Annotated in this window: 21 protein-coding genes; all 21 read right to left on the bottom strand. The window is 55.1% G+C overall.

Annotated features, from left to right (window positions below):
* Positions 1-7: 7 nt before the first annotated feature.
* On the bottom strand, positions 8-1,975 hold the full coding sequence (gene nuoL, locus GF423_RS11305) for an NADH-quinone oxidoreductase subunit L (RefSeq protein ID WP_154328457.1): 1,968 nt from the start codon (positions 1,973-1,975) through the stop codon (positions 8-10).
* A 6-nt stretch (positions 1,976-1,981) separates the two neighbouring features.
* Entirely contained in the window at positions 1,982-2,275 is a 294-nt protein-coding gene (gene nuoK, locus GF423_RS11300) for an NADH-quinone oxidoreductase subunit NuoK (RefSeq protein ID WP_394367037.1), read from the bottom strand.
* 43 nt (positions 2,276-2,318) lie between these two features.
* Complete coding sequence (locus GF423_RS11295) at positions 2,319-2,840, bottom strand: NADH-quinone oxidoreductase subunit J family protein (RefSeq protein ID WP_154328455.1); 522 nt, start codon at positions 2,838-2,840, stop codon at positions 2,319-2,321.
* Between the two features lie 6 nt (positions 2,841-2,846).
* The gene (locus GF423_RS11290; RefSeq protein ID WP_154328454.1) at positions 2,847-3,467 is read right to left on the bottom strand and encodes a 4Fe-4S binding protein; all 621 of its coding nucleotides are present in this window, start codon (positions 3,465-3,467) and stop codon (positions 2,847-2,849) included.
* 129 nt (positions 3,468-3,596) lie between these two features.
* Positions 3,597-4,484, bottom strand: a complete 888-nt coding sequence (gene atpG / locus GF423_RS11285) for an ATP synthase F1 subunit gamma (protein ID WP_154328453.1) — start codon at positions 4,482-4,484, stop codon at positions 3,597-3,599.
* Between the two features lie 22 nt (positions 4,485-4,506).
* Positions 4,507-6,084, bottom strand: a complete 1,578-nt coding sequence (gene atpA / locus GF423_RS11280) for a F0F1 ATP synthase subunit alpha (protein WP_154328452.1) — start codon at positions 6,082-6,084, stop codon at positions 4,507-4,509.
* Between the two features lie 12 nt (positions 6,085-6,096).
* Positions 6,097-6,636, bottom strand: coding sequence for an ATP synthase F1 subunit delta (gene atpH / locus GF423_RS11275; RefSeq protein WP_154328451.1), 540 nt, complete (start codon positions 6,634-6,636; stop codon positions 6,097-6,099).
* A gap of 9 nt (positions 6,637-6,645) precedes the next feature.
* A complete protein-coding gene (gene atpF, locus GF423_RS11270) occupies positions 6,646-7,143 on the bottom strand; it encodes a F0F1 ATP synthase subunit B (protein ID WP_154328450.1) in 498 nt (165 codons plus the stop codon).
* Positions 7,144-7,164: 21 nt separating this feature from the next.
* A complete protein-coding gene (gene atpE / locus GF423_RS11265) occupies positions 7,165-7,410 on the bottom strand; it encodes an ATP synthase F0 subunit C (protein ID WP_154328449.1) in 246 nt (81 codons plus the stop codon).
* Between the two features lie 37 nt (positions 7,411-7,447).
* Positions 7,448-8,554, bottom strand: a complete 1,107-nt coding sequence (gene atpB / locus GF423_RS11260) for a F0F1 ATP synthase subunit A (protein WP_154328448.1) — start codon at positions 8,552-8,554, stop codon at positions 7,448-7,450.
* 13 nt (positions 8,555-8,567) lie between these two features.
* Positions 8,568-8,804, bottom strand: coding sequence for a F0F1 ATP synthase subunit delta/epsilon (locus tag GF423_RS11255; RefSeq protein WP_154328447.1), 237 nt, complete (start codon positions 8,802-8,804; stop codon positions 8,568-8,570).
* Between the two features lie 82 nt (positions 8,805-8,886).
* Positions 8,887-10,389 carry a F0F1 ATP synthase subunit beta gene (gene atpD / locus GF423_RS11250; protein WP_154328446.1) on the bottom strand — a complete coding sequence of 501 codons (1,503 nt, stop codon included), beginning with the start codon at positions 10,387-10,389 and terminating at the stop codon, positions 8,887-8,889.
* Positions 10,390-10,437: 48 nt separating this feature from the next.
* Positions 10,438-11,520: an NADH-quinone oxidoreductase subunit NuoH gene (gene nuoH / locus GF423_RS11245; protein WP_154328445.1), complete on the bottom strand. Its 1,083-nt coding sequence runs from the start codon at positions 11,518-11,520 to the stop codon at positions 10,438-10,440.
* Positions 11,521-11,569: 49 nt separating this feature from the next.
* Positions 11,570-13,216, bottom strand: coding sequence for an NADH-quinone oxidoreductase subunit D (locus tag GF423_RS11240; protein WP_154328444.1), 1,647 nt, complete (start codon positions 13,214-13,216; stop codon positions 11,570-11,572).
* A 56-nt stretch (positions 13,217-13,272) separates the two neighbouring features.
* Positions 13,273-13,950, bottom strand: coding sequence for an NADH-quinone oxidoreductase subunit B (locus GF423_RS11235; RefSeq protein ID WP_154328443.1), 678 nt, complete (start codon positions 13,948-13,950; stop codon positions 13,273-13,275).
* A complete protein-coding gene (locus tag GF423_RS11230; RefSeq protein WP_154328442.1) occupies positions 13,941-14,309 on the bottom strand; it encodes an NADH-quinone oxidoreductase subunit A in 369 nt (122 codons plus the stop codon). Before GF423_RS11230 ends, GF423_RS11235 begins: the two co-directional genes overlap by 10 nt.
* A gap of 397 nt (positions 14,310-14,706) precedes the next feature.
* Entirely contained in the window at positions 14,707-15,084 is a 378-nt protein-coding gene (locus GF423_RS11225; protein ID WP_154328441.1) for a hypothetical protein, read from the bottom strand.
* Positions 15,085-15,109: 25 nt separating this feature from the next.
* Positions 15,110-17,086, bottom strand: coding sequence for a putative porin (locus GF423_RS11220; protein ID WP_154328440.1), 1,977 nt, complete (start codon positions 17,084-17,086; stop codon positions 15,110-15,112).
* 125 nt (positions 17,087-17,211) lie between these two features.
* Positions 17,212-18,390 carry a molecular chaperone DnaJ gene (gene dnaJ, locus GF423_RS11215; RefSeq protein ID WP_154328439.1) on the bottom strand — a complete coding sequence of 393 codons (1,179 nt, stop codon included), beginning with the start codon at positions 18,388-18,390 and terminating at the stop codon, positions 17,212-17,214.
* Between the two features lie 18 nt (positions 18,391-18,408).
* The gene (locus GF423_RS11210) at positions 18,409-19,020 is read right to left on the bottom strand and encodes a nucleotide exchange factor GrpE (protein WP_154328438.1); all 612 of its coding nucleotides are present in this window, start codon (positions 19,018-19,020) and stop codon (positions 18,409-18,411) included.
* 258 nt (positions 19,021-19,278) lie between these two features.
* Positions 19,279-20,109 carry a 4-(cytidine 5'-diphospho)-2-C-methyl-D-erythritol kinase gene (ispE, locus tag GF423_RS11205; RefSeq protein ID WP_154328437.1) on the bottom strand — a complete coding sequence of 277 codons (831 nt, stop codon included), beginning with the start codon at positions 20,107-20,109 and terminating at the stop codon, positions 19,279-19,281.
* Positions 20,110-20,113 lie beyond the last annotated feature (4 nt).

Here is a 20,113-nt window from a genome sequence, read left to right as displayed (position 1 = left end):
CCGTAGCTTAGATTAACACACACAGCATGGTGACAATTGCGATGGCGAGAGCACCCATCAAGTAAACATACACATAGGACTGGATGGCGCCGCCTTGCAACTTGCGTATCGAGTAGCTGATAGAGTTGGTGCCGTCGGCCAGCAGATTCATGAAGCCGTCGATGATGTGACGGTCAAACCATGCAATGGGCTTGCAGATGGCTTGGAAGATAATCTTGTGGGTGATGAACTGATAGAACTCGTCCATGTAGAAGCGGTGGTAGGCGGCAGTCCAGAGGCCCAGGGCAGCATTCTTCATGCGCGTGGGCACGTTGTTCTCCTTGTAGTACAAGGCAGTGGCCAGGCCTATGCCCACCACAGCCACGCAGATGCTGGCTATAGCGACGGGCCACTCGGTGTGGGTCTCGAGCGGAGCGCCGTTGGCCGTGACCATGTCGTGGGCAGGCACAAAACCAGCCACGCACGACACAGCTGCCAAGATGATGAGCGGCAGGGTCATGGTCCAGGGCATGTCGTGGGGAGCATGCTTGCCAGCGGGCGTGTCATGTTTTTTCCAGAAGAAGATGAGATAATAGGTGCGGAACATGTAGAAGGCCGTCATGCCAGCCACAAGCATCATCCAGATGCCCCAGCCCACATTCTTGTGGAAGCAGGCCACGATAATCTCGTCCTTGCTGAAGAAGCCGGCAAAGGGCGGGATGCCCGAGATGGCCAGGCAGCCAATGAGGAAGCAGATGCTCGTGATGGGCATGTACTTGTGCAGGCCGTGCATCTGGTCGTTCTCGTTGCTGCCGATGCAGTGAATGATTGAGCCTGCGCACAAGAAGAGCAGAGCCTTGAACATGGCGTGAGTGAACAGGTGGAACTGGCTGGCCATGTAGCCCAGCGAGCCCTCGCCTGTCATGCTCGTGCTCACTGCCAGGGCAGTCATCATGTAGGCAATCTGCGATATTGTGGAGAAGGCCAGGGCACGCTTGATGTCGCTCTGCACGCAAGCCACGGCAGCAGCATAGAATGCAGTGAAGGCACCCACCACAAGGATGGTGTTCATAACGGCAGGATTAAGCACATAGACGGGGAACATGCGCGCCACCAGGAACACACCTGCCACAACCATGGTGGCGGCATGTATCAGGGCCGACACAGGAGTGGGGCCTTCCATGGCGTCGGGCAGCCAAATGTGCAGGGGGTACATGGCCGACTTGCCGGCACCGCCTATGAATATCATGGTGAGCGACCAGGCTATGGCCGAACAACCCATGAAGGAGCCCGTGCACGCAGCGATGGTCGACTGCGGATTGTCGAGCAGGCTGGCCACCACATTGTGGCTCGAGTCTTTGAAGAAGTCGAGTGTGCCTGTGTAGTAGCTTATCACAATCACGCCCAGCAGGAAGAAGAGGTCGGCCAAGCGGGTGACGATGAAAGCCTTCTTAGAGGCATGAATGGCTGCTGGCGAAGTGTAGTAGAAGCCAATGAGCAAGTAGGACGAAACGCCCACCATCTCAAAGAAGATAAACATCTGGAAAATATTGGTCGAAACCACCAGACCCAGCATAGAGAACGTGAAGAGCTGCAAGAAGGCGTAGTAGCGCTGGAAGCCCTTTTCGGGCTTGCCGGCCTCGTCGCTCATGTAGCCAATGCTGAACAGGTGCACCAGAAACGAAACTGTCGACACCACGACGAGCATCATGGCCGAGATGGGGTCGATGAGCACGCCCAGGCGTGCCACTAGCTTGCTTGAGAAACTGAGCCAGTCCCAATTGTAGGGGATAATCGTGGCATGCACGCCGTTGACCAGCGGCGTGCCGAAGAAATAGGTCAGGGCTATGCCATAGCAGATGACCAGGGTGACCAGCATCGAGGCTGTGCCTATCCAGCCCGTGGCCTTCTTGCCCATTTTCACACCCGCAATGCCCAAAAACAGGAACATGAACAGCGGGATAGCCAAGACGAGTATAGATAAATCGAAAGACATAACTTTTTAAAATTTCAATTTAGTGATTTGATTGATGTCCACCTTCTTGGCCACGCGATACACGTTGATTACTATTGCAAGAGCCACAGCAGTCTCGGCCGCAGCGATGGCAATGGCAAACAGGGCGAAAAACATTCCGTCGATCGTGCCAGGGAACAAATATCTATTAAACACGGCAAAGTTGATATCGACCGAGTTGAGCATGAGCTCGAGCGAGATCAAGATTGCAATCATATTTTTGCGGGTAATAAACCCGTAAACGCCACAGCCAAACATCACGAGGCTGGGAACGAGATACATGAGCAATGTTAAATCCATAATTTATATTCCTCCTCTTGATTTTTTAGCGGCGACGTGCAATGACTACACCGGCAATGATACATGCAAGCAATAAAACACTAATTGCCTCGAAAGGCAGCAGATAGCCCACGGTGTTGGTGTCGAGCAAGGCATGACCCAGGGTGGCCATGTCGTAGTCGCCCTCGCCGGCAGGCACGAGCGTCTGGTAGCAGAACTTGCCGTAGCTCACGAGCGCATAGCCGCACACAGCCACTCCCAGAAGGGCGGCACACAAGCCCAGTGTCCTCTTGTGGGAGGTCACGGGTTGGGCGTTCTTGCCAGGCTTGTGGGTGAGCATGATGGCAAACACAAACAGCACTGCTATGCCACCGGCATAGACAGCGATCTGCACCGCGCCCAGAAACTGGAAGTCCATCTGGAAGTAGACAACTGCGGTTGAGAGCAGCACAAAGAGCAAGTAGGTGGCTGCGCGCAGTATCTTCTTGGTCGTCACTGTCAGTACCGAGAACACGATAATTGCAATTGCAATTATGAAATACAGAATGATATTTCCTACTGAATCCATTATATGTTATTTTTCATTATTTTCAACTTTATTGTCGGGAGCCTTGGCGCCCGAAGCCGGTAGCGGGGCCTGTGGGGCTGGAGCTGCAGCGCTCGCAGCCTTGGGCTGGCTGGCTGGCTGGGCCGGTTGGGCAGCAGTGCTGGCTGCTGCAGGCTTGGGAGCAGGGGCAGGTTTCTCCTTCTCGGGAAGATAGTTGAGCTGCTTGAGCAGAACTTGGCGCTGGAACACCGACTGTTCAAAGTCGTTGCTGAACCGTATTGCATGCGTCGGGCACGTGAGCACACACAGGTTGCAGAATGTGCAGCTGCCCAGGTCATACATGTAGCGGTCGAGCTTCATTTTCTTTTTGCCATTGGGCAGGTCTACCATCTTGGTAATGACCTGAATGGTGCCGTTGGGGCAATTGCGTTCACACGTTTTGCAAGCGATGCACTTGTGATAGCCCTCGTCGTCGTAGATAAATTCCAACGTACCTCTAAATCTCTCGGGGATTTTCTTTGTAGCCCTGTTTTCGGGGTACTGTTCGGTAACCTTAGGTGTCACAAGTTCCTTGCCTGTGACCTCCATACCCTTAATCAGGCTGTGAAAACCTGTAAAAAGAGAAGAGAAATACTCCTTAATGCTCATAAGTATAAGTCTATATCTTGTCTTTAATACGCGCTATGCCGTTTTTTAAAATTAAAAGAGAGGCGCCCTTGCAGGCATAGCACTCTCGCACGAAGCGCCTCTCTTGAAAAATATGGGTCGCGGGCTGCGTCAACGCTCCACCTGGCCGCCTATGATGTCGAGCAGCTCGGTGGTGATGCTTTGCTGGCGCAACTTGTTGTACTCGAGATTGAGGTCGTCGAGCAGGTCCTTGGCGTTGTCGCTGGCCGTCTGCATGGCCATCACGCGGGTGGCTTGCTCCGAGGCCGAGGCCTCGGTAAAGACTTCCTGCATCATGGAGCGTATGTAGAGCGGCAGCACGCTGTTGAAGATGCTGTTGGCATCGGGTTCAAAAAGGCAAGGACTGTTGGCAGCCTGCTTGTCGGCAGCCTGCTCCAGTGCCTGGTAGCTCACCGGCAGCATTTGGTCGCATGCCGGGCGCTGGCGGCTCGTGCTCACAAAGTGCATGTATTGCAGCAGCACGCGGTCGCACTCCTTGTCGAGGAAGCGGCGCAGCAGCATCGCGGTGAAGTCGTGCAGCTGGTCGACGGTGCTGCGGGTGTTGATGTAGTCGACAGTCTCGACCGCAAAACCTGCATCTTTGACGTGCTGCACTGCTTTCACAATTTTCTTGCCAACGGGGATAACGGTTATGGCAACATCATTGCCGAGCTCGTCGCGCACCTTCTTTACGGTCGACATGAGCGACTTGAGAATGTTGACGTTGTAGGCGCCGCACAGGCCGTCGTCGGACCCGAAGACCACAATAGCGACCTTCGACACCTCACGGGTCGTGATGAGCGGCGACGAGAACTCGCCATCGGTTGCAAGCAAGTGGCCGAGCACGCTTTGCACCATGTTGCGATAAGGCAGCATGCGCTGCACCTGCGCGGTGTACTTGTGCATCTTGGCACTGGATATCATCTTCATGGCCGAGGTTGTCTTCTCGGTCGACGACACTGAGCCAATTCTAGTTTTTAATTCTCGTAATGTTGACATAAATTAAACTGTTATTTCACCATTAAGCTGAATACTTGCCTGCAATTTCGGCAGCGGCTGCAGTGAGCTTGGCCTTGACCGCGTCGTCGATCTTGCCGCTCTTGAGCACATCGAGCACATCGGCCTGATGCTTGGCGTGCAAGTACTGGATGAATAGCTTCTCAAACTCGGCCACCTTGTCGATGGGCACCTTCTGCAGCAAGCCATTGACGCCGCAGAAGATGACAGCCACCTGGTCCTCGACGGGCCAAGGCTGATACTGGGGCTGGATGAGGAGCTGCTGATTCTTGCGGCCGGTGTCGATGGTCTTGGCCGTAACGGGGTCGACGTCGCCGCCAAACTTGGTGAACGACTCGAGCTCGCGGTACTGGGCCTGGGCTATCTTGAGCGTACCGGCCACCTTCTTCATGCACTTGATTTGCGCATTGCCGCCCACACGCGACACCGAGATACCCACGTTCACAGCCGGACGCACACCGCTGTTGAACAAGGCGCTCTCAAGGTAAATCTGACCGTCGGTGATCGAGATCACGTTGGTGGGGATATAGGCCGAGACGTCGCCAGCCTGTGTCTCGATGATGGGCAGTGCCGTGAGCGAGCCACCGCCCTTGACACGGTCTTTGAGCACGGCAGGCAGGTCGTTCATCTGTGCAGCCACTTCCTGGCTGTCGTTGATCTTGGCAGCACGCTCGAGCAAGCGGCTGTGCAAGTAGAAGATGTCGCCAGGATAAGCCTCGCGGCCCGAAGGGCGCTTGAGGATGAGCGATATCTCGCGGTAGGCCACGGCCTGCTTGGAGAGGTCGTCGTACACCACCAGGGCGTCGCGGCCCGTGTCGCGGTAAAACTCGCCGATGGCAGCGCCGGCAAAGGGCGCATAGTAGCGCATGGCGGCCGAGTCGCTGGCATTGGCGGCAATCACGCAGGTATAGGGCATGGCGCCGTGCTGGATGAGCGAGTTGACCAGTGTGGCCACAGTCGAGGCCTTCTGGCCGATGGCCACGTAGATGCAGAACACCGGCTTGCCGGCTTCGTATTCCGACTTTTGATTGATAATCGTATCGAGAGCAATGGCAGTCTTGCCAATCTGGCGGTCGCCAATGATGAGCTCACGCTGGCCGCGGCCAATGGGGATCATCGAGTCGATAGCCTTGAGGCCCGTCTGCAGCGGCTGCTCGACGGGCTGGCGGAAAATCACGCCAGGGGCCTTGCGGTCGAGAGGCAGGCGCAAGCGTTCGCCCTCGATGGGTCCCTTGCCGTCGATGGGCTCGCCCAGGACGTTGATGACGCGTCCCATGAGGCCTTCACCCACGGGGATAGAGGCGATGCTGCCTATGCGCTTCACGGTCATGCCCTCCGACACCGAGTTGACCTTATCGAGCAGGATAACGCCAACGTTGCTTTCCTCGAGGTTCATGGCCACGCCAGTCACACCGTTTTCAAACTCAACGAGCTCGTTGGCTTCGACATTGTCGAGGCCGTAGACGTGGGCCACGCCGTCGCCCACGTCGAGCACAGTGCCCACCTCCTCGAAGGAGACCTTGCGCTGAACGTCGCTGAGTTCCTGTTTCAGTATTTCAGATACTTCACTTGGGTTTATCATCTCACTATTTAATTAACTTAGGAGTTTTAAACGCAATTTGCTTAATTCATTCTTAACCGATGCGTCGAGCACTTGCCCATCGACGTTGATGGTGAAGCCGCCTATCAGGTCCTTGTCGACCTTGAAAGACTGCTCCAGCGTCTTTGAGCCCAGGTGTTTCTTGACGACATCGAGTATGCCGTTGATTTCGTTGTCGGGCAGCTTGGCAGCTGTGACAACCTCAACGTGGGCGATCGAGCACTGGCGGCGGTACAATTTGATGTAGGCCTGTGCAATCAATCGCAGGAAGTCAACACGGTTCTTCTTAATCACCAGTAGCAAAAAACGGTCGAACGCGCCGCCAGCCTTGGCGCCGGCAGCCGTAAGAATCACTTTTTCCTTCTCATCGACAGCGATGAAGGGGTTGTTCACAGCTGTCTTGAGAGCCGTATTGGCGGCATAGCTCTGCTCGAGCTGCTTCATCTCGTCGTAGACGCTGGCCTGCACGCCCTCTTGCGAGGCGAACTTGAAGAGCGCCTTGGCATATCGATTGGGAATCAGTCCGTCGTTCATAATATCTACTTAGTTTTTAGACTCAACCTCGTTTAACAATTTATCGACCAGGTCTTTCTGAGCTTTGTCGTCGGCCATGTTCTTGCGTATCACCTGCTCGGCAATCGACAGGGCATAGCCACTGATTTCCTGGCGCAGCTGCTGCTCCGATTCCTTGCGAGCTTGCTCGATAGAAACCTGTGCAGCGTCGGTCACTTTTTTAGCCTCCACGGCAGCCTGACCCTTAGCCTCTTCAATAATCTGAGACTTCATCTTGTCGGCATCGCGGAGTATGTCAGCCTGTTGTTTGCGAGCCTCGGCAATTACCTGTTCTGCCTCAGCCTTGGCATTGTCAAGATGCGCTTTAGCCTCTTGAGCATAGGCCACACCTTTGTCGATCAAGTCGGCGCGTTCTTCCATCGACTTCACGACATAGGGCCATGCATACTTTGCCAGGATGAAATAGAGGCACAGGAATGCCACAAACATCCAGAACACCAGGCCAAACTCAGGCACAAACAATTCCATATAAAAACTGACTCAATTAAATTAACCCATGAAAATGCAAAGGATGCAGACGATGAGGGCGAAGAAGGCAACGCCCTCGATAAGAGCGGCAATCACGATCATGTTGCTACGGATGTCGCCAGTCGACTCAGGTTGGCGGGCAATAGCTTCCATGGCCGAGCCACCAATTCTACCAATACCGATACCAGCTGCGATAGCTGCGATACCTGCACCAATACCAGCTCCCATTACTGCCAGGGCTGCTGCTGCTAAAATCATACTTAACATAATTCTAAATTTTTAATTGTTTTATTTTCGTTTGTTGTTATTTCACTGTGGTTTGCGGTTCTTCTTCATGTACATGCGCCATGGAGATGAACATGGTGGAAAGGATGGTGAACACATAGGCTTGGATGAAGCTCACCAGGGTGTCGAGAAGCAACATGAAGAGCGACAGGGCCAGCGAGAGCACCGTGGTGCCTGCACCGGCAATGACGCCAAACATTGCGCTGAAGATGAAGATGAGCATCGTGAAGACGATGACCACCATGTGGCCGCCAAGCATATTGGCAAAGAGACGAATCATCAGGGCCAACGGCTTGGTGAAGATGCCGAAAAGCTCGATCACTGGCATGAGCGGCACAGGGCACTTGAGCGCCACAGGCACGTCGGGCCAGAAGATCTCTTTCCAGTATTCCTTGGTACCGGTGAAATTGGTGACCAAGAAGGTGCACAGGGCCAGAAACAGCGTCACGGCCAGGTTGCCGGTCAGGTTGGCGCCGCCAGGGAATATCACGACCAGTCCCAGCAGATTCATCGTGAGGATGAAGAAAAAGCAGGTGAGCAGATAGGGAGCATACTTGGGAGCTTCCTTGCCCATGATGGGACGTATCGTGTCGCCGTAGACAAAGTCGACACACACCTCAATAAAGGCCGTGCCCTTGCGGGGAGCCTTCATGCCGTGCTTCTTGTACCAGTTGCGCACGTTGAACACGAGCAGCATCACAACCAGGGCTGCGATGAAGATGCCCAGAGCGTCTTTGGTAAACGAGAGATCAAGCGGTCTATAGTCTTTTCCATTGTCGGCACCCAGCTCGACGAGGCGGTTGTGATGAGCTTGGTTGATGTCACCTTGTATCTTGAACTTGGCGCCATTGGGGGCAACATAGGTGTTGCCGCCATGGACGCGTGCCGAAGAAAACAAGTGCCAAGCGCCGCTCTTGTCTTGCACGATGCAGGGAAGAGGAATAAAATAGTCTTCAGAGAATGGAATGTCCCAATAGTAGCTGTCGCCAAGGTGGTTGAAGATCACCCCCTTGGTATCGGGCATCTCGTGGGTGTTGTTGTGCTCGCGCTGCGAAGCCTGCCAGTAGCCCAGGGCCATGAGGGCAAGTATCACGCAAGCCACAACCGCTGTAATAACCTTCTTCATAATAACTATTCTATCAATATAGACACACCGACACCACATTGTCTTTGATATCAGCTACCCCACCTTCGATCTCGCGGGTCTCGCTCTTGCCGCCGTCGACGACATAGGTCATCGTGCCAGGCTTGAGCGACGAGATGAGGGCAGCGTGGTTGTTGAGCACCTGGAACAAGCCAAGCGCTCCCGGCAGCGTCACCGAGGTGACTGTGCCTTCAAACTCAATCTTTTCAGCCGATATAATTTTGAGTGTCATGTTATGAGTTACTTGTAAAATTAAATTCAACTATTCAAGGCAAGCAGCAGGCTGCCTGCCAGGCACACGGGGTAGATACGCGTCAGGCATTGATCTGCTCGAGTATCTTCTTGCCCTTGGCGATGGCCTCGTCGATGGTACCCACGTTGAGGAAGGCCTGCTCGGGCATGTCGTCGACCTCGCCATCGAGTATCATCTTGAAACCACGAATGGTCTCCTTCAACGGCACCATGGTGCCAGGCACGCCAGTGAACTGCTCGGCCACAAAGAAAGGCTGCGAGAGGAAGCGCTGCACGCGGCGGGCACGCGAAACCACGAGCTTGTCGTCGTCGCTGAGCTCGTCGACACCGAGGATGGCAATGATGTCTTGCAACTCCTGGTACTTCTGCAGCAGGTGTATCACGCGCTGTGCGGTGTTGTAGTGTTCCTCGCCTATGATGTTGGGGTCCATAATGCGCGATGTGGAGGCCAGCGGGTCGACAGCCGGGTAAATGCCCAGCTCGGTAATCTTGCGGTTGAGCACGGTGGTGGCGTCGAGGAAGCTGAAAGTGGTGGCAGGAGCCGGGTCGGTCAAGTCGTCGGCAGGCACATACACGGCCTGCACCGAGGTGATTGACCCGTTCTTGGTTGAGGTGATGCGCTCTTGCAGCGCACCCATTTCAGAGGCCAGCGTAGGCTGGTAACCCACGGCCGATGGCATGCGGCCCAACAGAGCCGACACCTCGCTACCAGCCTGGGTGAAGCGGAAGATGTTGTCCATGAAGAGCAGGATATCCTTGCCGCCGCCGTCCTGGTCGCGGAACTGCTCGGCCACGGTGAGGCCCGAGAGCGCCACGCGCAAGCGTGCACCTGGCGGCTCGTTCATCTGGCCGAAGACCAGTGTCACCTGAGAGTCTTCAACAGCCTTCATGTCGACTTCGTCGAGGTTCCACTTGCCCTTGGCCATGTCCTCCTTGAACTTGTCGCCATACTTGATGACACCGCTCTCGATCATCTCGCGCAGCAGGTCGTTGCCCTCGCGAGTGCGCTCGCCCACACCGGTAAACACCGAGTAGCCGTTCAGGCCGTGTGCAATGTTGTGGATGAGCTCCTGAATGAGCACTGTTTTGCCCACACCGGCACCGCCGAAGAGGCCGATCTTGCCGCCCTTGGAGAAGGGCTCGATAAGGTCGATAACCTTGATGCCAGTGTAAAGAATCTCTTGCGAAATAGACAAGTCGGAAAAAGCCGGCGCTGGCTGGTGAATGGGGCGACGGTCACCGCCCTTGAGGGGCTTGAGGTGATCGATAGGTTGCCCTATCACGTTGAGCAGACGGCCTTTCACTTGTTCGCCGGTAGGTACAGATATAGGCTGGCCCAGGTTTTTCACCTTGATGCCACGCTGCAATCCGTCGGTACTGTCCATGGCAACACATCTCACGGTATTCTCGCCGATGTGCTGCTCGACCTCAAGGATGACCTCGGCGCCGTCCTGACGGGTCACCGACAGTGCGGTGTAGATGTCGGGGACTTGGCTTTCGTCATCGAAAGTAATGTCGACCACAGGTCCGATTACTTGCGTTATTTTTCCATAACTATCTGCCATAATCACGAAAATAAATTATAGTATGTGTTTTACAAATAATTGTTCATTTTAAAAGTGCCACCCCATCGACACGCACACAGCCATGACCACGAGGTTGACAAGGCCAATGGGCATGAGGTAGCGCCACTCCAGGCCCAGCATCTGGTCGATGCGCACGCGCGGGAACGACCAGCGTATCCACATGAAGACGAAGGTCATGAAGAAGGTCTTGCCCAGGAACCACAGGGGCGAGGGGATGTAGTCCATCACGGTGTTGAAGGCCGTCCAGCCGCCTATGTGCAGAGGCATCCAGCCCCCCAGGAAAAGCAGAGCTGCAATGCCGCTCACCGTGAAGAGGTTGAGGTACTCGGCCAGGTAGAACAAGCCGTAGTGTATACCCGAATACTCAGTGTGGTAGCCGGCGGTGAGCTCGTGCTCGGCCTCGGGAAGGTCGAAGGGGCCACGGTTGTTTTCGGCGTTGGCTGCAACGATGTAGATGAGGAAAGCGATGATGGCTGGGATGTGGCCGGTGAAAATGAACCAGCCATGCTCCTGAGCCTGGCATATGCCCGTGATGCTCATGGTGCCGGCAAGGCACACCACAGTGAGCATGGAGATGCCCACCGAGAGCTCGTAGCTCACCATCTGCGCGCCGCTGCGCATGGCACCTATCAGTGTGTACTTGCTGTTGCTCGACCATCCGGCAAGCAGGATGCCTATCACCCCGAGCGACGACATAGCGATGATGAAGAACACGCCTATGTTCATGTCGATGATTTGCAGGCCATTGCCCCACGGCAGGCAGGCAAACGTCGTCATCGAGGCAATAATCACGAAGTAGGGAGCCAGGAAGAACAGGAACTTGTCGTTGTCCCACAACGAGATGACCTCCTTGGTGAGAATCTTGATTACGTCGGCAAAGATTTGCAGCGATCCCCAGGGCCCCACACGTATAGGGCCGCGGCGGCACTGAATCCAGGCGCACACCCAACGCTCATACATGATATATATCATGGCGAACACCGAGTAGAGTGCCAGCAAGATGACGGCGATGAGCACACACTCGATTGTGGTCGACAGCCATACTGGCAGGCCGCACGTGACGGTGAGCAGGTCGTCGAACCATTTTGTGACTACACTAAAGTCAAACATATCCTAATATTGCTATAAATTTTCTTTATGATAATAAACTTGTTAAACGCTACCGGTCGATGTCGGGAATCACATAGTCGAGCGAAGCTGTGATGGTGATGAGGTCGGCAATCAGGTTGTCTTTGCACGTGAGGTCGACCACGCCTATGAGGTTGAAGCAAGGCGACTGGTAGTGCAGGCGGTAGGGCTTCTGGAAGGGCTTGGGGTCGCCGTCGCTCTCGATGTAGACACCTATGGGGCCACGACTGGCCTCGACCTGCTGGTACCAGTGTCCCTTGGGCAGCTTGATGAGCTTGGGCACCTTGGCGCAATACTCGTTGCCCTCTTCCTTGTCCATCATGTCGCAGCACTGGCGCAGTATTTTGATGCTCTGCTCCATTTCCTTGAGACGCAGCATGTAGCGGTCGTAGCTGTCGCCGTTGTTGTAGACGACCTCGTCGAAGTCGACCTCGTTGTAGAGCGAGTAGGGATGCGTCTTGCGCACGTCGCAGTGGAAGCCGCTGGCACGGCCGGTGGGTCCGCCCACGGCATAGTTGATGGCCTGCTCCTTGGTGAGCACACCAGTGCCCTTCATGCGGCCCAGGGCAATCACGTTGCCCGAGAAGAGCTTGTGATACTCGGGGATGTGAGCCTCGATCACGTCGCAGGCATGGCGCACATCGGTCACAAAGTTGGGTTGCACGTCCATCGTGACGCCGCCTATGGTGTCGTAGCTCATCGACATGCGTGCACCGCAGTTCTTGTCGAAGATGTCGTAGATGAGCTCACGCTCGCGGAAGGGGTAGAAAAATGCTGTGGTGGCGCCCTGGTCCATGGTTAAGCAGCCATAGGAGAGCAGGTGGCTCGACAGGCGCATGAGCTCGTCCATCATCATGCGGATGAGCTCGGCGCGGTGCGGCACCTCGATGCCCAGAGCTTTCTCAATGCACAGGCACAGGCAGTGGCGATTCATGTGAGCCGCCATGTAGTCCATGCGCTCGCTGTAGAGCAGGCACTGCTGGTAAGTGAGGCTTTCGCTCATTTTCTCAATGCCACGGTGAATGTAACCCGACACAACGTCGACTTTTTTCACGAGCTCGCCGTCGATCGAGGTGCGATAGCGCAGCACGCCGTGGGTCGAGGGGTGCTGAGGGCCTATGTTGATGACATACTCATCGGGGCCGAACACTTTCTTCTCTACACGGTTCACGTTGCCTTGCTGGTCTTCGACAAGGCTATAGGTGTCGTCCTCGTTGGGCTCTGCACTGAGTCTTATAGGATTAAGTTTCTCGTCGGCGTCATAGTCCTTGCGCAGGGGGTGTCCCACCCAGTCGGTGCGCAAGAAGAAACGCCGCATATCGGGATGGTTAATAAATTCGATGCCGAAGAAGTCGTACACCTCACGTTCCTGGAAATTGGCGACGGCCCACAGGTCGCTCACCGTGTGCAGGCGCGGGGTCTCGCGGTCGGTGGTGGCCACCTTCACGTGAAGCATGTCTTGCGTCTCGGTGTTGGTCAAGTAATACATGCAGCCCAGCGAGTCCTTCCAGTCGACGCCCACCACGGCGTTGAGATAGTCGAAGCCCAGCTGCTCCTTCAAGGCCTTGGCCAGGTCGTGCCATTTCTCGTCGGGCACAGTCACCAGCAGCAACTCGCCAGTGGTGTCAAATTGAGCATCGGGACAGAGCTTGGCAATTTTTTCTTGTATATCTGCCATATAAAATAATGTGTATATCTACGATAGTTCAACAATTCAGTTAAATCGGTTGCACGCTACAGGTCGAGCACAGGGGCCTTGCTCTGCTGTGCTGCCTTCATCATTTCGGCGCGCAGTGCGGCATCTTTCTCTTCGGCAGCCTTGGCTTCAAAGAACTTGGCACGTTTCTCCTTGCGGGCATCTCCGCCAAACCAGCGTGAAATCTTGATCTTGCGCTGCAGCTGCATCAGGCCGTAGAACATGGCCTCGGGGCGCGGCGGGCAGCCAGGCATGTAGATATCGACAGGGATGATCTCGTCGATGCCCTTCACCACGCAGTAGCTGTTTTTGAACGGGCCGCCCGAGACGGTGCAGGCACCGCAGGCGATCACATACTTGGGCTCGGCCATCTGCTCATAGAGTCGCACCAGGGCCGGTGCCATGCGATAGGTGATGGTGCCCATGCACATGATGTAGTCGGCCTGCCGCGGTGAGTTGCGCGCCACCTCGGCGCCGAAACGGGCCATATCGTAGCGGGCTGCGCCCAGGCACATAAACTCGATAGCGCAGCAGCTGGTGCCAAACGAGAGGGGCCACAGCGAGTTGGCGTGTCCCCACTGCAGCAACTGGTTGAACTTGCCAACCACAACATTGGTACCCGAAGCATTCAACTCCTCCAAGAGCTGGTCGATATACTCGTTGTCCTTGAAGTCGTCCCACTTCATACTCTTGATCTTGGGTCTCTTTATTTCCATCGCAAAGCTCCTTTCTTCCAGGCATAAGCCAGGCCTAAAACTAAAATCACTAAGAAAGTGCCCACTGCAAGCAGTGCCGAGCTCTTGAGCTCCTTGCATATCACTGCCCAGGGGAACAAAAACACGGTCTCGACGTCAAACATGAGGAACAGAATGGCAAACAAGTAATAGCCCACATGAAACTGGGCCTGGTTGTCGCCACGGGTCGGGATACCGCACTCATAGGGCTCGCCTTTCTGCTCGGTATAGGAGCGAGGCGCGATGAGATAAGCGATGATTAGCGCCGCAGCCACCAGCACAGCGCCAGTGAGCACAGCAGTAACCGCCAAGGTTGTACTTTGAATACCGATTAAAACCATAAATTTAATTTATATTCTTGTTTAAATTTCTCTATAAAACAAAAAAAATGAATCAAGCTCACCAAGTGGCGACCTTGACCCACACGCAACATGCACCCCTCTCGACACAATGCACCCCACACCGCGGCACGGAACGCGACGCGACGAGATGATATTGAAAGCTGCCTGAGTAGTTGTCATGTTTATTAAACGCAACACAGTCGTTACCAAACACTTGCCCGAAATATTGAGCAAACGTGCCGTAACGAAACAATTTTGCGTTGCAAATATAACAATTATTTCCCTATCACAAAAGCTACAGGTTAATTAATTATCCACAAATTGCTATTCATTTTCCACCATCACTGCAACAAAACTCGTGCCAAAATGTGGCACCACAGGACAAAGTTGCTTGCCGTCATGGGGCGCACTGGGCCACGACCTGCCCTGTGAACTCGTCGACCACGCGGCAACCCGCCACCTTCACACCCGAGGCCTCGGCCTTGTCGAGCACCGTCCTGGCCAGCCGGGCGGCATCGCCAGGCCTCACCTGGTCCATCTTGGAGTCGATGGTGTAGACGACATAGCCCTGCTTGTCGATGGCGGCGTCGAGCGCGCCGTCGTGCTTGAGCTGGCTACAGAAGTCCTGCGACGTGACAGTGCCGCCGACCGTGACAACGCGTGTGGGGCTCGAGGCCGGGCGACCGGTCTGGGCTGCACGGTCGTGCCTGTCGGCCGTGCACGATGCACAGCTCAGGAGCGCGAGAAAAACACCAATGCCTATAAACGATTTCATATTCATAGAAGTCAAAACTTGCGTGCTAATTGATGAAATCCACAATCACGCCGAGCTGGAAACGGCCAGGATTCAACGGATAGTGGGGCGTGTTGAAGTAGTTGTTGCCGCCAAAAATGCCCTTGTTGACATGGCTGTACATCACAAAGAAGCGGGCCTGTTTCATGCGGAAGTTGGCATAGGCGTTCATGAAGGCGAAATTGCCGCACTTCACCTCATTCTGGTTGTGGAAAGTCATCGTGGCAGGATTGTAGGCTGGTGCGTAATAACGGGTGTAGTAGTTGCCATCGACGCCAAGCTGGCAATGGAGCACCCTGGCTATGGTGAACTTGACATAGACGTTGCTGTAGACCGAGAACTTGGGCAAGGGCAACACTTGGGAGTTGCTCGACGTCTGGAAGGTGAGGTCATTTTCCCAATGCAACGCCTTGAAAGCGAAATTTTGCTTAAGGGTTGCATTGAGCACATGAATGGGCGACCCACACTGTGCCGGAGTGCCGTCGCTGCCGAAGTAGACGTAGTTTTTCAACGTCTCATAGCCCACATCGACATTGCTGCCCGAGAAAGGAACATCGAGCACACCGCCCAGGCGCAAGCGGGTGATCTTGTCGAAGTTGTTGTCCCAAGCAAAGTGATTGGACACAAAGTGCTCAAGCAGATAGGGCGCCTTTTTGTTCTTGAAATATCCGTATCCCTTGATAGTGACGGTGTCCTTGAGCAGCCTGAAACGGGTGGCCACGTCGCCCGTGACATCGATGTCGCCCACATGAGGGCCGGCAATGCCAAACTCGGCAGTGGCACCGTAGGTGAGAATGCTGCCGTGCTGCTTGGTGAGCTGGCCGCCTATGGTGAAGTCGCTCTCGGTGTGCTTGTGCGGGCAGGCCACGGTGAGCGAGTCGGCCGTGGGCCAGGCAGCCACCCTGCCTGTCACGCTGTCGGTAACCTGGGTGTAACGCCGCAGCTCGTGGGTGGCATAGACGGCAAAGCCAAACTTGGCGTACTTGTTGAAGCCCTCAAGCATCGAGATGCCCACCGTGTTGCGCAACTTGGTGTAGAGTTGATTCTCACGGGTGCCGCCGTAGCCCAGATAGGTGTGGTCGAAATAGGCTGTGTCTTGCGTGGCCGAGGCGTTGATAAACTTGTGCTTGTTGTGCTTGTAGTCGAGTGTCCATATAAAGCTGGTGACAGGCACATAGGTCTTGCCCTTGATGGTGTCGGTCACCGAGTCGCGCTCGTAGCGGTAGAAACCCACCTTGTAGCGGTGGTTCATGTAAAACTCGGTGCCATTGAGGTTGTTTTGTGCCTCGGTGAGCCGTGTGGGTATATCTTTGGGATCGACCTTGCTCTCACCGCCCTGCACCTGTGCCGGGTCGATGATATAGAGGTCGTTGGTGATGCCGCCCGACTCCTTGTTGGAACTGCTGTAACTGTTTATGAAGGCCTGCATCTCGTAGCGGTCGCCTATATAGGATCCAAAAGCGCTCCACCTGAAATTTTTTGCGGCCTGGTAATCGTAGGATCCCTTGCTGTAGATGTAGTCGACAGCGCCGCCCACCTCGATGCGCTTGTCGACATTGCCGCTGAAGAGCACTTGGGTGCAGTCCTGGTTGCTATACTTGTTGCCGCCAGTGGCGTGCCCCAACACGGTCATGGGAATGCGCGTGTTGAAAAATCGCTGAGTAGCCACCGAGGGGAGCCAAGTGGCCAGGCCGTCCTCAAAGAAGAAGTCGCTCGTGGCAGGACGATTGAAAAATATCATGTCCTGCCCCTGGGCGCCGTAATTTCCTGTGGTAGACCAGGCCTTGCTGCGCAGCGAGGGGATGAATCGCAACCCGTAGTTTTCATAGGCGGTGTCGATAACGGCAGGATACCTCAAACCCAACGGGTCGCTTATCGACCACGAATAGCTCGGAGCTATCGCTTGCTTTTTCTTGGCAAGCGAGCTCAAGGCCACACACAGCGACAGGGCGAGAAACAAGTATTTGGCAGCGGGAATTCTCATATCATCATTTCATATATATATATATATAATAATATACCGACAGGAGCGCAAAAAAAAAAAAATTGCGATACTTTCGCGCGCAAAATTAGTGAAAATATCGCAATTTATATACTGACCGACAATATTTAGTTGTCGAAGATGTGACGTAGACGGCTGAAGATGCGGGTCTTGGTCGACTCGCTGGGCTTCACGTTGGGCGAGTCCTTGAGCGACTCGATGGCCTTTTTCTCGGTGCTGGACAGGTTCTCGGGCACATAGACCATGACATTGATGAGCTCGTCGCCTGTGCCATAGCTGTCGGGCGAAGGCAGCCCCTTGCCCCTCAAGCGCAGCACCTTGCCAGGCTGAGTGCCAGGCTGGATGGTGACACGGGCGTGGCCATTGATGGTGGGCACGTCGACCTTGCCGCCAAACACTGCCGTTGGGAAGTCGAGCATCAAGTTGTAGATCAAGTCGTTACCATCGCGTTGCAGCTGCGGATCGCTCACTTCTTCAATCACGATGAGCAGGTCGCCGGGGATGCCTCCGCCAGGAGCCTCATTGCCCTTGCCGCTCATTTTGAGGGTCATGCCCTCGCCCACTCCGGCCGGGATGTTGACCGTAACGATGTCCTCCTTGCGCACCAAGCCGGTACCGCCGCACTCGGGGCAGCGCTCCTGAATGACCTTTCCGCTGCCGTTACAAGTGTGACAGGTGCTCTGTGTCTGCATCTGTCCCAGTATGGTGCGTTGCACGCGCACTTCCACGCCCGAGCCGCCGCATGTGGGGCAGGTGTGCAGCGCAGTGCCGTTTTTGGCGCCAGTGCCGTGGCATGCTTCGCACGACACCATGCGCGGAATTTTCAGTTTTTTCTCAACACCGTGGGCCACATCGTTGAGCGTGACACGCACACGCACACGCAAGTCGGTGCCACGTTGCACGCGACGCCCGCCGCCACTGTGGCGCGAGCCGCCGCCAAAGCCGCCAAAGAAGTCGCCAAAGCCACCGCCGCCAAAGATGTCGCCAAATTGCGAGAAGATGTCGTCCATCGACATGCCTTGACCACTGAAGCCGCCGGCTCCCTGCTCGCCTGCAAAGCCATACTTGTCATAGCGGGCCCGCTTCTCGGGATTGGACAGCACGTCGTAGGCCTCGGCTGCCTCCTTAAACTTCTCCTCGGCAGCTTTCTTCTCGGCATCGGTCTTGCCCTGCTGACGGTCGGGATGATACTTGATAGCCATCTTGCGGTAGGCTTTCTTGAGCTCATCGGCCGTGACATTGCGATCGACACCTAAAACTTCATAATAATCTCTTTTCTCTGCCATAATGCTAAAAACACAATATTATTGACCCACAACCACCTTGGCGTGACGCAGTACTTTATCGTTGATTGTATAACCCTTGAGCACAGTATCGATGACCTTGCCCTTCTGGCTCTCGTCTTGAGCGGGGAAGGTGGTCACAGCCTCGTGAATGTCGCTGTCGAAGTCCTTTCCTGTCGACTCCATGGGCTTCACTTGCTGTTTCTCGAGGTATTTTACAAACTTGTTGTAAATCAAGTTGACGCCCTCTTTCAGACTGTCGATGTCGCTTGTCTTGTCGATTGCATCGATAGCACGTTCAAAGTCGTCGATCACCGGGAGCAATTCGGCCAGGACTTTCTCTCCTCCGTTTCTGATGAGGTCGCCCTTTTCCTTGAGTGTGCGCTTGCGGTAGTTGTCAAACTCGGCCATGAGGAAAAGGTATTCTTTTTTCTCATGGTCCAACTCTTCCTCCAGGCGCTTGATTTTCTCCTCAGGAGTTTCTTGTTTTTTCTCATCGCCGCCTTCGGCAGGCTGTTGCTTGTCGGCAGCCTCGGTGCCGGCAGTGCTGGCCTGGGCATCCTGAGCCTCGGCATGCAACTGCTTGTCGTCGGCCTTGGCAGTTTCCTGTTGTTTTTGTTCTTTCTTGCTCATATTGTGTAAAATTTTTTATTTCATTATTTAAACCAGTAACCGCTGGTTTTTTATCAAAAACCGCGCCAACGTCTTCCTCAACGGCAAAACACGCATTGCACACCGGCACCGAGACGGCGGCAATGCTGCCACACGCCGCGGCACCAGGCTCGTGGCAAGGGCGCCCAGCACGGGGCAATTGCACGGCCTGTCGCACAGGGCGCAGGCGCGGCAGGCAGGCAGGCCGCAGGCACGCACTCATGGCCGCATGTGGCGCAATCAAGCTTGCAGCGTAATGACAAAATGTGCTATATTGGCAAATTGTCGGGCGGCTTGCTCTGCCATTATGGCACTATCAAAAATGCCAAATATCGACGAGCCACTGCCGCTCATGCAGCTATACAACGCTCCGGCCTGCTCAATTGCCGACTTGATGCTGCGCAACGACGGGTACTGGGCATATACACTGGGTTCAAAGTCGTTTTTCAACCGGTTGCACCACTGCGACACTGGCAAGCTCAATATCGTGGCAAGCGCCTCGGGCGCAGGTGCGGGCGTGACCCGCGCATAGGCCTCTCGAGTCGACACCGAGACCTCGGGTTTCACCAGCAACAGCGTCATGCCCTTGAGATTGACCTGGGCTGGAGAGAACACATTGCCTATGCCTGTGGCCATGAGGGGATGGTTGTAGATGAAAAAGGCACAATCGGCCCCCAAGGCAGCGGCCATGCAGGCCAGTTCTTGCTTGCTCAACCCAAGCGCAAACATGGCGTTGAGCATCAAGAGCACATGGGCGGCATCGCTTGAGCCGCCGCCCAAGCCTGCCCCGTCGGGGATGTGCTTGTACAGATAGATGTCGACCGGGCCCACCTCGCTGCAATGCTGCTGCATGAGGCGGCAGGCCTTCATCACAAGATTGCTCTCGGGCGGGCAATCCACCTTGTTGCCATAGCACGTGAGCGTGGTGCACTCCCCCTTGGCCGGCACAATCTCGAGAGCGTCGCACAAGGGCACCGGGTAGAACACCGTCTCGATGTCGTGGTAACCGTCGGGGCGACGGGCAACAATGTTGAGACCTAAGTTGATCTTGGCGTTGGGAAATGTTATCATGATT

Origin of the sequence: Sodaliphilus pleomorphus, from assembly GCF_009676955.1 — a bacterium.
Taxonomy (GTDB): domain Bacteria; phylum Bacteroidota; class Bacteroidia; order Bacteroidales; family Muribaculaceae; genus Sodaliphilus; species Sodaliphilus pleomorphus.
This window is presented reverse-complemented; position numbering and strand designations above follow the sequence as displayed.

What these genes read in the sequence shown, in the direction of transcription:
- ispE (WP_154328437.1), bottom strand. Translation starts at nt 20,109, where the DNA reads ATGATAACATTTCCCAACGCCAAGATCAACTTAGGTCTCAACATTGTT.
- atpF (WP_154328450.1), bottom strand. Translation starts at nt 7,143, where the DNA reads ATGGAATTGTTTGTGCCTGAGTTTGGCCTGGTGTTCTGGATGTTTGTG.
- GF423_RS11225 (WP_154328441.1), bottom strand. Translation starts at nt 15,084, where the DNA reads ATGAAATCGTTTATAGGCATTGGTGTTTTTCTCGCGCTCCTGAGCTGT.
- GF423_RS11230 (WP_154328442.1), bottom strand. Translation starts at nt 14,309, where the DNA reads ATGGTTTTAATCGGTATTCAAAGTACAACCTTGGCGGTTACTGCTGTG.
- GF423_RS11210 (WP_154328438.1), bottom strand. Translation starts at nt 19,020, where the DNA reads ATGAGCAAGAAAGAACAAAAACAACAGGAAACTGCCAAGGCCGACGAC.
- atpE (WP_154328449.1), bottom strand. Translation starts at nt 7,410, where the DNA reads ATGTTAAGTATGATTTTAGCAGCAGCAGCCCTGGCAGTAATGGGAGCT.
- atpG (WP_154328453.1), bottom strand. Translation starts at nt 4,484, where the DNA reads ATGTCAACATTACGAGAATTAAAAACTAGAATTGGCTCAGTGTCGTCG.
- nuoL (WP_154328457.1), bottom strand. Translation starts at nt 1,975, where the DNA reads ATGTCTTTCGATTTATCTATACTCGTCTTGGCTATCCCGCTGTTCATG.
- GF423_RS11290 (WP_154328454.1), bottom strand. Translation starts at nt 3,467, where the DNA reads ATGAGCATTAAGGAGTATTTCTCTTCTCTTTTTACAGGTTTTCACAGC.
- GF423_RS11235 (WP_154328443.1), bottom strand. Translation starts at nt 13,950, where the DNA reads ATGGAAATAAAGAGACCCAAGATCAAGAGTATGAAGTGGGACGACTTC.
- GF423_RS11255 (WP_154328447.1), bottom strand. Translation starts at nt 8,804, where the DNA reads ATGACACTCAAAATTATATCGGCTGAAAAGATTGAGTTTGAAGGCACA.
- atpA (WP_154328452.1), bottom strand. Translation starts at nt 6,084, where the DNA reads ATGATAAACCCAAGTGAAGTATCTGAAATACTGAAACAGGAACTCAGC.
- atpB (WP_154328448.1), bottom strand. Translation starts at nt 8,554, where the DNA reads ATGAAGAAGGTTATTACAGCGGTTGTGGCTTGCGTGATACTTGCCCTC.
- GF423_RS11220 (WP_154328440.1), bottom strand. Translation starts at nt 17,086, where the DNA reads ATGAGAATTCCCGCTGCCAAATACTTGTTTCTCGCCCTGTCGCTGTGT.
- nuoH (WP_154328445.1), bottom strand. Translation starts at nt 11,520, where the DNA reads ATGTTTGACTTTAGTGTAGTCACAAAATGGTTCGACGACCTGCTCACC.
- atpD (WP_154328446.1), bottom strand. Translation starts at nt 10,389, where the DNA reads ATGGCAGATAGTTATGGAAAAATAACGCAAGTAATCGGACCTGTGGTC.
- nuoK (WP_394367037.1), bottom strand. Translation starts at nt 2,275, where the DNA reads ATGTATCTCGTTCCCAGCCTCGTGATGTTTGGCTGTGGCGTTTACGGG.
- GF423_RS11240 (WP_154328444.1), bottom strand. Translation starts at nt 13,216, where the DNA reads ATGGCAGATATACAAGAAAAAATTGCCAAGCTCTGTCCCGATGCTCAA.
- dnaJ (WP_154328439.1), bottom strand. Translation starts at nt 18,390, where the DNA reads ATGGCAGAGAAAAGAGATTATTATGAAGTTTTAGGTGTCGATCGCAAT.
- atpH (WP_154328451.1), bottom strand. Translation starts at nt 6,636, where the DNA reads ATGAACGACGGACTGATTCCCAATCGATATGCCAAGGCGCTCTTCAAG.
- GF423_RS11295 (WP_154328455.1), bottom strand. Translation starts at nt 2,840, where the DNA reads ATGGATTCAGTAGGAAATATCATTCTGTATTTCATAATTGCAATTGCA.